Origin of the sequence: Pseudorhodoplanes sp., from assembly GCF_035565795.1 — a bacterium.
In the GTDB taxonomy this organism is placed as follows: Bacteria; Pseudomonadota; Alphaproteobacteria; order Rhizobiales; family Xanthobacteraceae; genus Pseudorhodoplanes.
In genome coordinates this window covers 25,398-37,048 of record NZ_DATMRV010000157.1, presented here as the reverse complement: position 1 = coordinate 37,048, position 11,651 = coordinate 25,398, and the positions used below count along the sequence as shown (strand labels likewise).

The following is an 11,651-nucleotide window of genomic DNA, read 5'->3' as shown; positions in this document are numbered from 1 at the left end:
CCGAATCCGGTGTGGAGGGTTCCTAGTCCTGCGCGCGCTTTAGCCCCGGCTTTTCCGTGTCGCCGGTGCGGAAGCGCATCATGCGCAGACAACGCGTGAGGAAGCCCTGGCTCGCTGGGCCGGCGAGCAGGGCAGCATGTATCACATTTGACCGCCCTAATGCCAAATCCAATTGCGCGCCCGAAAAAGACCGGATGACCGGTATTTCAGGGCCTTCGCCGTCCTCGTTCCGGCGCAGCAGGGCCTTCAGCTTCCGCAGGCCATCCTCGGAGCCGTCGGAGGCGTGCAGGAGGCCGACCGGGTTATCCCGGTTCAGGGCCGCCTCGACCTTGGTAAAGCCGGTCGTGACGCTCCCGGCCTTGCCCGCGATCGACAGCGAATCCAGCGCCGCCCGCTCCAGCAGGCGGTCGGTGACCTCGCCGAGATCGGCGCCGGCCCGGACCTCCCGCTTGAACCCCTTGGCGAACAGCTTGCGGCGGATGGCGGTCTCCAGGGCCGCCCGGGTCGCGGTGACCCACAATCCGCGGCCGGGCAGATTGCGTTTCACGTCCGGCACGACCGAGCCGTCCGGGCCGACCACGAATCGGATCAGTTCGTCGACCGGCTTGACCGTGCGCTCGACCACGCAAAGCCGCTCCGTCGCAGCCCCCTTGTGGGGGCCGCTGTCGAGCGCCGTATCGTCGAGCACAGCGAGCATGCCGGGTTATTCACCTCACGCGTCCGTCGTTTCTGCTTCGGTCGCCTCCTCGGCGGCCTCCTTGACGAGGTCGGCTTCGGTGATCCAGCCGGCCTTCAGGCGGGCCTGCATCACGATGGCTTCACACTCGTCACGGGTCAGATCGAAGCCGTCCAGGATGCCCGGCTCGCGCTTCGTCTCTCCATCCTTGCGTTCGGTCCAGCCGGCGAGGTCGTCGGTCGCACAGCCGGCGAGATCCTCGACGGTCTTCACGCCGTTCTCGCCGAACGCGACCAGCATCTTCGTGGTGACACCGGGAACGTCCCGAAGTTCGTCCGCGACACCGAGCGCCCGCCGCTTCTCGTCGTATTCGCCCTCGATGCGGCTGAGGAAATCCCTCGCGCGCGACTGCAGCTCTTCCGCGGTCTCTTCGTCGAAACCTTCGATCCCGGCGATTTCCTTCACGTCGACCAGCGCAAGCTCCTCGACCGAGGTGAAACCTTCCGAGGCCAGCAATTGCGCGACCACCTCGTCGACATCGAGTGCTTCGATGAAGGTCTTGGTGCGGTTCTGGAACTCGGCCTGGCGGCGCTCGGATTCTTCCTGCTCGGTGAGGATATCGATGTCCCAACCGGTCAGCTGCGAGGCGAGACGCACGTTCTGGCCGCGCCGTCCGATCGCCAGCGACAATTGGGCATCCGGAACGACAACTTCAATGCGCTCCTTGTCCTCGTCGAGCACGACCTTTGCGACTTCGGCCGGCGCAAGCGCATTCACCACGAAGGTTGCGATATCCTGCGACCACGGGATGATGTCGATCTTTTCGCCCTGCAACTCGTTCACCACCGCCTGCACGCGCGAACCGCGCATACCGACGCAGGCGCCGACGGGATCGACCGAGGAATCGCGCGAAATCACGGCGATCTTGGCGCGCGAGCCGGGGTCACGTGCGACGGCCTTCACCTCGACGATGCCGTCATAGATTTCCGGCACTTCCTGCGCGAACAGCTTCGCCATGAATTGCGGATGGGTGCGCGACAGGAAGATCTGCGGGCCGCGCGGTTCGCGGCGCACGTCGTAGATATAGGCGCGGACGCGATCGCCGTTGCGGAACACCTCGCGCGGCAGCATTTCGTCGCGACGCACGATCGCTTCGCCGCGGCCAAGATCCACGACCACGTTGCCGTATTCGACGCGCTTGACGACGCCGTTGACGATGTCGCCGATGCGGTCCTTGTATTCCTGATATTGCCGGTCGCGTTCAGCCTCGCGCACTTTCTGCACGATGACCTGCTTGGCGCTCTGCGCGGCGATGCGGCCATATTCCAGCGGCGGCAGGGCATCGGCGATGGTGTCACCGACCTGCGCCGACGGGTTGAGCCGGCGGGCATCCTCGAGGCTGATCTGGTTCGAGGGATTTTCGACCTGATCGACCACCAGCATGTGGCGGGAGAGGCGCAGCTCGCCTTTCTTCTGATCGATCTCGGCGCGGACTTCGGTTTCGCTGCCATAACGCGAGCGTGCGGCGCGCGCGATCGCGTCTTCCATTGCTGCAATGACGATGCTGCGGTCGATCGACTTTTCGCGCGCGACCGCATCAGCGATCTGCAGCAATTCGAGCTTGTTTGCGCTCACGGCTGCCATGGTCACTCTCCTTCGTCATAACCACCGGACCGCGCCTTCTTCGCACGATCCAATTGAGCTTGCTTCGGGCGGGGCGCCGCCCGGTCCTGCTTCTGCTTCGGCCGATCGGCGGCCTTGGCTTTCGCCTTTGTCTTCGGCGCGTAATCGCGCTTGGGCTCTGCTTCGCCTCGCGCTTCGCGCTCCGCGGCTTTGCCCGCGCGAAGCGCTTCTGCGATCAGGTCGTCGGTGAGGACGAGTTTGGCGTCTGCCATATCACCGATCGGCAGCAAAAACTCGTTCGTCTCGCCGGTCTTGGCGACTTTCGCGTCGTCGAGCCGGATGCGGGCGGCATCGCCCTCGACGCCCAGCAGGATACCACGGAAGCGCTTGCGGCCCTCGACCGGAACGCTCATCTCGACCTTGGCGAGATGCCCGGTGTGCCGCTCGAAGTCCGAGCGGCGGACCAGCGGGCGGTCGATGCCGGGCGAAGAAATCTCAAGCCTGTATGCGCGATCGATCGGATCGGCGACATCCAGCACCGGCGAGAGCGCATGCGAAATCTCTTCGCAATCCTCGATGGCCAGGGTGCCATCCGGCCGCTCGGCCATGACCTGGACGGTGCAGCCATCGGCAGCGGAAATCCGGACCCGGACCAGCCGGAAGCCCATACCCTCGATCACGGGTTCCGCGATGGCAGCGACACGCGCAGCAAGTCCCGGCTCCGCGATCAAGCGCGGTTCCGAAGCGATCTTGGCATCAGGCAACAAGCTCATCGAAGCCTTTTTGTCCGTAAAGGTCTCGTTTGCCCGGCTCGTACCGGAAACGCTTTTCTGCCGCGTCCGGCCCTCAGGTAACAAAAAAGAGCGGGTCCCGGGCGGGGCCCACTCTCAAAAACCGATCCAACCGGATCGTTATGAGGTGTCTTAAGACAGGCGGAATATAGCGGATTTCCGGCATCTCGCAAGGGACAAAGCTAGGGAACCGGCTAACCCTTCTTTCACAATCGGGCAGTAACTTTTGTGGCAACTTTTGAGCGTTCGCGCTCGATGCCCTCTTTTTGATTGTTTCGATGGCCGCTGCCTCCTCGCTTATTCCTGAACTCGAAAGCGTCGTTCGGCACGGTTCGGATGAGCGTCGTGCGGACGCATTGCGCCGGATCACTGCGCTTTTCCTGCACGGCTCCAGCCGGTTCTCCGAGGATCACATCCGTCTGTTCGACGATGTGTTCGTCATGCTCATCAATGAGATCGAGTCGAAGGCCCGCGCGGAACTGTCCCGACAACTGGCGCCGGTCCCCAACGCGCCCCTTGAAGCCCTGAAGCGGCTCGCGAAGGACGAGGACATCATGGTCGCCGGCCCGGTGCTGGCTCAGTCGCCGCGACTGACGACGCCGGACCTGGTCGAGATCGCGAATGCGATGAGCACGGAGCATCTCTACGCCATATCCAGCCGCGCGGCGATCGAAGAGCCCGTCACCGATGTGCTCGTGAGGCGCGGCGATTTCACGGTCAAACGCAAGCTCGCCGGCAATGCCGGTGCGAAGATTTCCGAGGTCGGGTTCACGAACCTCGTTCGCAGTGCCGAGCACGACAGCGTATTGGCGGAAGCGGTGGCGCTGCGTTCCGACGTGCCCGATCATATGTTCCGCGAATTGCTGACGCGCGCCACCGAAGTCGTGCAGCGGCGCCTGCTCGCGAAAGCGCGGCCGGAAACCCAGGACGAAATCCGTCGGGTCCTTGCGAGGGTCTCCGGCGAAGTCATTGCCACGAAACCGGCGCGTGACTTCTCGCAGGCTCAGGCGCGGATGCGCGCGCTCGCAGATGCCGGTCAACTCGCCGAAGAGCATCTGGTGCAATTCGCGAAGGATCAGTCCTACGACAACACGGTCGCGGCGTTGTCGCAGCTCACCGGCGTGCCGATCGATGTGGTCGACCGCCTGATGAACGGTGATCGCCCCGATCCCATTCTGATCCTGTGCAAGGCGGCGGGCTATTCCTGGCCGACCGCGCGCGAGATCATCCTGGCGCGCCTCGGCAATCGCGGCAAAGGTGCGCCGACCCTCGACGCGGCCAGCGCCAATTTCGAACGCCTGTCGACATCGACGGCGCAGCGCGTTGTGCGCTTCTGGCAGGTCACGCCGGGCAGCCTGACAACGGCGCCCTAGCGAACACGGCTCCCGCGCGCCTCTTTATTCGGACTATTGGGACGGCAGTTCCTGACGTCGAAATGTCAGGTAACAGGGCGTGCGGCCTTCACGCTTCGCCTTGGCCTCGTACCGCGTGCCGTGGAAATCCGGCCAGGGTTTGCGCCAGTCATCGGCGCGTTCCGCGGTCCATGCGAAGGCCGGAGCGCGCAACAGCCGCGTCAGCGTCCAGGCGGTGTAGGTGTCGATATCGCTCGCGAACCGGAATTCGCCGCCGGGTCGCAATACACGCGCAATCTCCGCGACCGTCCGATCCTGTACGAAACGCCGCTTCCAGTGCCGACGCTTCGGCCAGGGGTCGGGATAGAGCAGGTACATGGTCGCAAGCGATGCATCCGGTAGCCAGGCGAGCAGGTCGATGGCGTCGCCGTGATGCAAACGGATATTCGTGATGCCCTTCGCATCGATCGAGGCCAGCGCCTTGGCCATGCCGTTGATGAAAGGCTCGATGCCGATGAAGCCGCAATCGGGATTGGCGGCGGCCTGAGCGATCAGATGCTCGGCGCCGCCGAAGCCGCTCTCGAGCCGGACCTCGCGGACCGGGCCGGGGAACAACGTGGCGAGGTCGGCCGGCGCGTTCGATTGCAGATCGATGCTGAGGCGCGGCAGCAATGTCTCGAACAGGCGCGCCTGACCCGCCCGCAGCGCCTTGCCCTTGCGGCGGCCAAAGAATGCGCCCTGGTAGGCGCGGTCATGGGTTTTCGAGGTGTCGGAATGCATAACGGCCGCATCCATGATGCGGCCGTTCGCAAAACTCAACTCTCTTGGTGGTCTTACCGGACCGCCTTGCGGATCTGATCGGCGAGATCCGTCTTCTCCCAGGAGAACCCGCCGTCCTTTTCCGGTGCGCGGCCGAAATGGCCATAGGCCGCGGTGCGCCGGTAGATCGGGCGGTTCAGCTTGAGGGTGCGACGGATATTGGTCGGGCGCAGCGGGAACAGCTCCGCGAGCACCTTTTCCAGCTTGCCGTCATCGACCTTGCCGGTACCGTGCGTATCCACGAGCAGCGACATCGGGTCGGCGACGCCGATCGCGTAGGCCACCTGGATGGTGCACTTGTCGGCGAGGCCGGCGGCCACGACGTTCTTGGCGAGATAGCGCGCCGCGTAGGCGGCCGAGCGGTCGACCTTGGTCGGGTCCTTGCCCGAGAACGCACCGCCGCCATGCGGGGCGTAGCCGCCGTAGGTGTCGACGATGATCTTGCGACCGGTCAGTCCGCAGTCCCCGTCCGGGCCGCCGACCACGAAGTTACCGGTCGGGTTGACCAGGAAGTCGGACTCCTTCTTCGGCATCCAGCCTTTCGGCAGCGCCGATTCAACCGCCGAGCCGATCAGGTCCTTAATCATCGACGGCGTGTACTTCTTGCCGTTGCGATTGGTTGCGTTGTGCTGGGTCGAGACCACGACCTTGGTGCAGCCGACCGGCTTGCCGTCCTCGTACTTGATCGTGACCTGGCTCTTGGTATCGGGCTGCAGGTCATACAGCTTCTTGGAGTGCCGCTGTTCGGACAGGACCTTCAGGATCTTGTGCGCGAAATAGATCGGCGCCGGCATGAACGAGTTCTTCTCATAGACCTCGCTTTCGGTGCAGGCGAAGCCGAACATCATGCCCTGGTCGCCTGCGCCTTCCTGCTCGGCGCCCTTCTTCTTCTTGGCATCGACGCCCATGGCGATGTCCGGCGACTGGCCGTGCAGCAGCACTTCGATGTCGGCGCCGTGATAGGAGAAGCCGTCCTGGTCGTAACCGATGTCCTTCACGACATCCCGGGCGATCTGCGCGATCTGCTCGCGGTTGATGACCGCGTGGTTGCCGTACTTCTTGAACAGGGGCGCCTGACCGCGGCCTTCACCTGCAATGACGATCTTGTTGGTGGTGGTCAGGACCTCGCAGCCGAGGCGGGTATTGACCAGGCTGTCGTCGGCGATGCCGAGCTTGATATCGTTTTCGATAAACGCGTCGAGGATCGCGTCGGAAATCTGGTCGGAAACCTTGTCCGGATGTCCTTCGGAGACGGACTCACTGGTGAAAAGGTGACTCTTGCGCGGCACTGCTGGCTACTCCCCCTAGGGACGAGACGGACCGTTCGTCGGTTGTGGAAAGCTGTTCAATGCAGCCTTGGCACCGCGCGGTCAAGATGTGGGCTGGATGGGCGGCCCTAGGGGGCAAGAGTGGGATTACTGCTCGTCGGAAGCGATCTGCTCGACCAGATCCACGATCCGGCGGCGCAATTTGGGGGTCTTGATCCGCATGAAGGCGCGGGTCAGCGCCAGACCGTCGGAAGTCGCCAGGAAGTCCGAGACATAGGACGGCGAGGGGGCTTCCTCAAAACCCGATTCCGGATTCGAATTATTCGGGGCGCCTTCGAAGAAGAACGAAACCGGCACCTGAAGGATGTTCGAGATCTGCTGCAGCCGGCTTGCGCCGATGCGATTTGTTCCCTTCTCGTATTTCTGAACCTGCTGGAAGGTGAGCCCGAGGGCGTCACCGAGCTTTTCCTGACTCATTCCCAGCATCATGCGACGCATCCGAACTCGGGCTCCGACATGTTTGTCAGTTGGGTTCGGCGACTTCTTGACCATTCGATTCTCCGCAGCGACGCAAAGCAATTTCCGGCGCTTCAAAATTTCGCGGGTGCTTTGCGCACGTTCCCGGCACGTGGTCAAACGATTTTGCGTCGCAGTTGTCATAACCCGAGCGCAAATCAACCGGGCGAATAAATTTTGCTCGCTCGAGTCTCAATTAGCAAGAGGTTCTGTTGAAGGTTGAGATGAAGAACTGACTAACGAAGGCAAATATTGCGTTTGCCAACAAAATCGCGAACCACTTTTTCAAAGTGGTTAGCGGGATCGTTGTGACCGATAACGCATGACTATGAGCAAGAGCATCGCAACAATCACATACGTAATACTGTCACCGAAGCGGGCGTAGATCGTTCGTGCGGTTGCTCGCGGCAAGGGCGAATCGAGAACGCCTTCCGTTCCAAGAGGAAGCTGCGCGATGATTCGGCCGAACGGATCGATTGTCGCGGAGATGCCGTTGTTCGCGGCGCGTACGAGCGGCAGTCCCTCCTCGATAGCGCGAACGCGCGCCTGCTGGAAATGCTGATAGGGCCCGGAGCTGATCCCGAACCAGGCATCATTCGTGACGTTCAACAGCCAGCCCGGACGTTCGCCGGACGGCACCGCCGCGCCGGGAAAGATGATCTCGTAACAGATCAGCGGCGCCATGCGCGGCGCGCCGGGAAGCTGATAGCTGCGTGGCCGGTCGCCCGACAGGAAACCGCCCGGCAGTTTGGTCAACTGCATCAGGCCGAGTTGTTCGAGCGCCGACTGAAACGGGAGGTATTCGCCGAACGGGACCAGGTGAACCTTGTCGTAGACCGACAGCACGGTGCCGTCGTGATCGATCACGTAGACTGAATTGTACGCGCGGATGCGCCGGTCGGGCGACGGCTCCGCGGCGCGCGCGGCGCCGGTGATCAGCACCGTGCCCGGCGGCAGCAGTTCAGCGATCTGCGCCATCGCATCGCCTTCGCGCGTGAGGAAGAACGGGAAGGCCGATTCCGGCCAGATCAGGTGAGTCACATCGCGCAGGCCGCTATTCTGCGGCCCGGTCGCGCGGTCGGACAGCGACAGATAGTGACTCATGATCTTGTGCCGCGCTGCGTAGTTGAACTTCTCGTCCTGCGGCAGATTGGGTTGCATGATCCGCAGCCGGACATTGTCGACGAACTGCGTCGGGTTCTGTGCAAGGCGCCACGCGCCGAAGCCCGCCATCGCTGCAAGGAGGAGGATGCCGATCGCAAGGGGCGCAGCGCGCCGGCGCAGGGCGATCGGCTGGTCGGCGAGTGTGGCGGGGCTGGCGAAGATCGCGACGGCGAGGAAGGTGAGGCCCCATAGCCCGAGCACCGACGCGCTTTGCGCCAGCACGAGAGGACCCGTCAGCGCATAGCCATAGCTGTTCCAGGGAAACCCGCTCAGGACATGTCCGCGCAGCCATTCCGCGATGGTCAGCGCGACCGCGAGCGCGATGATGCGCATCGCGCCGCGCGGCCAAATCATGCGCGCAAAAGCAAGGCCCGCAGCGGTGAAGACGGCAAGCCCCGCCGGCATGGCGGTGACCGCAAAGGGCAGCAGCCACCCGAACGTCCTGGCGTCGACCAGGAAGGCGTGACCGATCCAGTACAGGCCGGCGAGGAAATACCCGAAGCCGAAGAACCAGCCGGCGATCCCGGCGGCGGGTACGCCATCGAGGCGGCCGGCCGCCGATCCATCGATCAGCCAAATGGCGACCGGAAAAGTCAGAAACAGAACGGGCCAGAGGTTGAACGGCGGCAGCGCCAGCACCGATACCGCGCCCGCGACGAACGCGATTGCTGCGCGGCGCCAGCCCCAGGACAGAACGATCGCGTTGGCAATGGCCGCTATGCTCACGGCTGCTGCGAACTCTTTCCAGGGCCTTGATCCCGCGGCGGCGGAGCCGATGCCGCAGGCTTGATCGGCGAGGGCAGTTCGCGTGGCCGCTCGCCGCGCTTGCTCTTGCCGCTATGAATTCTGACCTTCTTCACGCGGCGGGGATCGGCATCCAGCACTTCAAACTCGAAGCCGCTTGGACCCGGAACGAGTTCGCCGCGCACGGGAACGCGCCCGACCTGAGACACAAGGTAGCCGGCGAGCGTGTCAACATTGTTCAGCGCCTCGCCGACATCGAAGCCTTTTCCGACGGCCTCGACCACGTCTTCCAGGCTGGCGCGCGCGTCGGCGACGAACGAGCCGTCGGGTTGCCGCAGAATTCCCGGCGCCTCATCGTCGTCGTGTTCGTCTTCGATGTCGCCGACGATGAGTTCGACGATGTCTTCGATCGAGACGATGCCGTCGGTGCCGCCGTATTCGTCGACGACCAGCGCGAGATGAATGCGCGTCGCCTGCATCTTGGCGAGCAGGTCGATCGCCGGCATTGACGGCGGGACGAACAGCATACTCCGGATGATCTTTGTTTTCGAGAGCGGCATCGCGAGATCGATCGCGCTGAAGTCGAGCGCGTTCTGCGGCTTCTTCTCCGCTGCCTTCTCGATGACGGGCTCTTCGGTCGCCGGCGTCTCGGCGCTGCCCTCGGGCAATTTCTTCTTTCGTCGCGCCTTCGGCTTGGCGCCGGTGGAAGCATGCTCGGCCATGAACGCGATCAGGTCGCGGATGTGGACCATGCCGACAGGATCGTCGAGCGTGTCGTTGAATGCGACAAGGCGAGAATGGCCGGCCTTCTCGAACACCTTCACGAGTTCGCCGAGCGGGATGTCCTGCTGAACCGCGACGATATGCGCGCGCGGCACCATGACGTCGTTGATGCGGCGTTCGCGGAGCCCAAGGATATTCTTGAGCATCGCGCCTTCTTCCGGCGAGAAGCCCAGTTCGCTCGGCGGGCTTTCTTCAAGCACCTCTTTGAGATCGGCGCGTGTCGATCCCGAGCGCCATCCGAAAATGGTACGCACCCAGCGCGCGAACAGGTTGTCGCCGCCTTCGCGCGATTTTGCTCCTCCGACAACGGCGGGGAGATTGGTGGTACTCTGGGGCTCGGCCGTTTCGCTTGGCCGCTCGGTGTCAGGCATGGCTCTGTCTGTCAGTCCGCGGAGGCCGCATCTGCGTAGGGGTCGGCGATCCCGAGGCTCGAAAGGATCCGTGTCTCGAGATTCTCCATGCATGCGGCCTCGTCGTCGGTCTCGTGATCGAATCCGACGAGGTGAAGATAGCCGTGAATGGCGAGATGCGCGAGATGATCGGCGAAGTTCTTGTTTTCCGACAAGGATTCGGCTGCGACCGTTTCATAGGCGATGGCGATGTCGCCGAGATGGTGATCGGCGCCTGGAACCGGCGGTGTTCCGCCCGCAGGAAACGACAGCACGTTGGTCGGCTTGTCGATACCTCGCCATTGGGCATTCATCTGCCGGATCGACGCATCGTCGGTGAGCATGACCGCGACCGCACCGGATTTGCCGGCGGCCTGCGCCGCTGCCTCGACGGCGCGGCGAACGGCCGCGTCCGCATCCGGGCAGGCCGACCACAGTGCGGATTCGATCATCACGTCGATGTCGACGCCTGGCTCCGAGCGACGTTGCGCGCTGGCGCTCATCATTTCGGCTCGCGGGATTTCTGCGACGGTGCTGCGCGGTCATAGGCCGCGACGATGCGTGCCACGAGTTCGTGACGGATCACGTCTTCATTCTTAAATGTGATATGGCCGATGCCTTCGACATCCGCGAGCAGGCGCGTGGCTTCCGAAAGCCCGGAGGTCTGGCCCGGCGGCAGATCGATCTGGCTCGGATCGCCGGTGACGATCATGCGGCTGTTCTCGCCGAGCCGCGTGAGAAACATCTTCATCTGCATCGATGTCGTGTTCTGCGCCTCGTCGAGAATGACGGCGGCATTGTGCAGCGTGCGTCCCCGCATGAAGGCGAGCGGCGCAATCTCGATCTCGCCGCCCTGCAGCGCGCGCTCGACGATCCGCATATCCATCAGATCGAACAGCGCATCGTAGATCGGACGCAGATACGGGTCGACCTTTTCGCGCATGTCGCCAGGCAGGAAGCCGAGCCGTTCGCCGGCCTCGACCGCGGGGCGCGACAGGATGATGCGATCGACTTCCTTGCGCTCGAACAGCGAGACTGCATACGCGACCGCGAGCCATGTCTTGCCGGTTCCGGCGGGGCCGGTACCGAACACAAGCGTATTGCGCTTGAGTGCGCGGATATAGGCATCCTGTCCGGCCGTGCGCGCGCGCACCGTGCGCTTGCGCAGCGCGATGTCTGCAAAATTCGGACGCGCACTTGCGGGATCGTTGTCGAACAGCGAGCCCTGCGCCGCCGCCTGACGGATCGCGCCTTCGACATCGCCTTGCGACAGGTCGGCGCCATTTTTCAATTGTTCGTACAGTGTCTCCAGCACGCGCCGCGCCTGATCGCAGGCTTCGCGGGTCCCCTCGATGGTGACGTGATTGCCGCGCGAATCCGCGACGACGTCGAGCTTGCGTTCGATCAGCGCCAGGTTCTGTCCGTATTGTCCGAACAGGACAGAGGCGAGCTTGTTGTCATCGAAGGCCAGCATGGTCTGGATTGCAGGCTCTTCGCCCGCCTTGGGCGAAACCGGAGTGCCGTGA

Annotated in this window: 11 protein-coding genes; 1 reads left to right on the top strand and 10 read right to left on the bottom strand. The window is 63.5% G+C overall.

Annotation, left to right across the window (positions count from 1 at the left end; genetic code table 11):
• Positions 1-22: 22 nt before the first annotated feature.
• From VNZ93_RS14450 to rimP, 3 genes are read right to left on the bottom strand one after another with little or no spacing between them, the layout of a single operon-like run.
• Positions 23-697: an RNA-binding protein gene (locus tag VNZ93_RS14450; RefSeq protein WP_325706246.1), complete on the bottom strand. Its 675-nt coding sequence runs from the start codon at positions 695-697 to the stop codon at positions 23-25.
• 15 nt (positions 698-712) lie between these two features.
• Positions 713-2,320 (bottom strand): transcription termination factor NusA, encoded by a 1,608-nt coding sequence (gene nusA, locus VNZ93_RS14445; RefSeq protein WP_325706243.1) that lies wholly within the window; start codon positions 2,318-2,320, stop codon positions 713-715.
• Positions 2,321-2,322: 2 nt separating this feature from the next.
• On the bottom strand, positions 2,323-3,072 hold the full coding sequence (rimP, locus tag VNZ93_RS14440; protein WP_325706240.1) for a ribosome maturation factor RimP: 750 nt from the start codon (positions 3,070-3,072) through the stop codon (positions 2,323-2,325).
• A 296-nt stretch (positions 3,073-3,368) separates the two neighbouring features.
• Here rimP and VNZ93_RS14435 point away from each other — a divergent pair, with 296 nt between their 5' ends.
• A complete protein-coding gene (locus tag VNZ93_RS14435; protein WP_325706237.1) occupies positions 3,369-4,463 on the top strand; it encodes a DUF2336 domain-containing protein in 1,095 nt (364 codons plus the stop codon).
• Between the two features lie 33 nt (positions 4,464-4,496).
• Here the strand turns inward: VNZ93_RS14435 and trmB are convergent, their stop codons facing one another.
• From trmB to VNZ93_RS14400, 7 genes are all read right to left on the bottom strand, one after another.
• Complete coding sequence (trmB, locus tag VNZ93_RS14430) at positions 4,497-5,237, bottom strand: tRNA (guanosine(46)-N7)-methyltransferase TrmB (RefSeq protein ID WP_325706234.1); 741 nt, start codon at positions 5,235-5,237, stop codon at positions 4,497-4,499.
• Positions 5,238-5,275: 38 nt separating this feature from the next.
• Positions 5,276-6,550: a methionine adenosyltransferase gene (gene metK / locus VNZ93_RS14425; RefSeq protein WP_325706231.1), complete on the bottom strand. Its 1,275-nt coding sequence runs from the start codon at positions 6,548-6,550 to the stop codon at positions 5,276-5,278.
• 126 nt (positions 6,551-6,676) lie between these two features.
• Positions 6,677-7,081 (bottom strand): helix-turn-helix domain-containing protein, encoded by a 405-nt coding sequence (locus VNZ93_RS14420; RefSeq protein WP_325706228.1) that lies wholly within the window; start codon positions 7,079-7,081, stop codon positions 6,677-6,679.
• A 258-nt stretch (positions 7,082-7,339) separates the two neighbouring features.
• Positions 7,340-8,935 carry an apolipoprotein N-acyltransferase gene (lnt, locus tag VNZ93_RS14415; RefSeq protein WP_325706225.1) on the bottom strand — a complete coding sequence of 532 codons (1,596 nt, stop codon included), beginning with the start codon at positions 8,933-8,935 and terminating at the stop codon, positions 7,340-7,342.
• Positions 8,932-10,107, bottom strand: a complete 1,176-nt coding sequence (locus tag VNZ93_RS14410; protein ID WP_325706222.1) for a hemolysin family protein — start codon at positions 10,105-10,107, stop codon at positions 8,932-8,934. The genes lnt and VNZ93_RS14410 overlap by 4 nt, the downstream gene beginning before the upstream one ends.
• Before the next feature lie 11 nt (positions 10,108-10,118).
• Positions 10,119-10,631, bottom strand: a complete 513-nt coding sequence (gene ybeY / locus VNZ93_RS14405) for an rRNA maturation RNase YbeY (protein WP_325706219.1) — start codon at positions 10,629-10,631, stop codon at positions 10,119-10,121.
• Positions 10,628-11,599, bottom strand: coding sequence for a PhoH family protein (locus VNZ93_RS14400; RefSeq protein WP_325706316.1), 972 nt, complete (start codon positions 11,597-11,599; stop codon positions 10,628-10,630). The genes ybeY and VNZ93_RS14400 overlap by 4 nt, the downstream gene beginning before the upstream one ends.
• Between the last annotated feature and the right edge of the window lie 52 nt (positions 11,600-11,651).

Bases quoted from the DNA above. Each gene is read 5' to 3' on its own strand.
- VNZ93_RS14450 (WP_325706246.1), bottom strand. From the start codon at position 697: ATGCTCGCTGTGCTCGACGATACGGCGCTCGACAGCGGCCCCCACAAG.
- nusA (WP_325706243.1), bottom strand. From the start codon at position 2,320: ATGGCAGCCGTGAGCGCAAACAAGCTCGAATTGCTGCAGATCGCTGAT.
- rimP (WP_325706240.1), bottom strand. From the start codon at position 3,072: ATGAGCTTGTTGCCTGATGCCAAGATCGCTTCGGAACCGCGCTTGATC.
- VNZ93_RS14435 (WP_325706237.1), top strand. From the start codon at position 3,369: ATGGCCGCTGCCTCCTCGCTTATTCCTGAACTCGAAAGCGTCGTTCGG.
- trmB (WP_325706234.1), bottom strand. From the start codon at position 5,237: ATGGATGCGGCCGTTATGCATTCCGACACCTCGAAAACCCATGACCGC.
- VNZ93_RS14420 (WP_325706228.1), bottom strand. From the start codon at position 7,081: ATGGTCAAGAAGTCGCCGAACCCAACTGACAAACATGTCGGAGCCCGA.
- VNZ93_RS14410 (WP_325706222.1), bottom strand. From the start codon at position 10,107: ATGCCTGACACCGAGCGGCCAAGCGAAACGGCCGAGCCCCAGAGTACC.
- ybeY (WP_325706219.1), bottom strand. From the start codon at position 10,631: ATGATGAGCGCCAGCGCGCAACGTCGCTCGGAGCCAGGCGTCGACATC.
- VNZ93_RS14400 (WP_325706316.1), bottom strand. From the start codon at position 11,599: ATGCTGGCCTTCGATGACAACAAGCTCGCCTCTGTCCTGTTCGGACAA.